The following is a 228-nucleotide window of genomic DNA, read 5'->3' on the forward strand; positions in this document are numbered from 1 at the left end:
CTAACGAAGATGCAATTGCTATGGCACATGAGCTAATGAAAAAAGAAGGAATATTAGTGGGTATTTCATCGGGCGCTGCTGTAGTGGCAGCAAAACCTATTGCTGAAAAACCAGAAAATGCCGACAAAAATATTGTTGTTTTTTTACCGAGTGCCACTGAACGGTACTTATCACGCGCGCTATTTGAGGAGGAATTCAGTGACCAAGAGCCTGTGCAATAATCATGGC

The 228-nt window shown here is 42.5% G+C and carries 1 pseudogene; it reads left to right on the forward strand.

The window, feature by feature from the left end:
• Positions 1-221, forward strand: a pseudogene (locus R0J88_RS24300) (cysteine synthase A); the annotation flags it as partial.
• Between the last annotated feature and the right edge of the window lie 7 nt (positions 222-228).

The organism is Pseudoalteromonas sp. SIMBA_162, from assembly GCF_046535955.1.
GTDB lineage: Bacteria > Pseudomonadota > Gammaproteobacteria > Enterobacterales > Alteromonadaceae > Pseudoalteromonas > Pseudoalteromonas marina.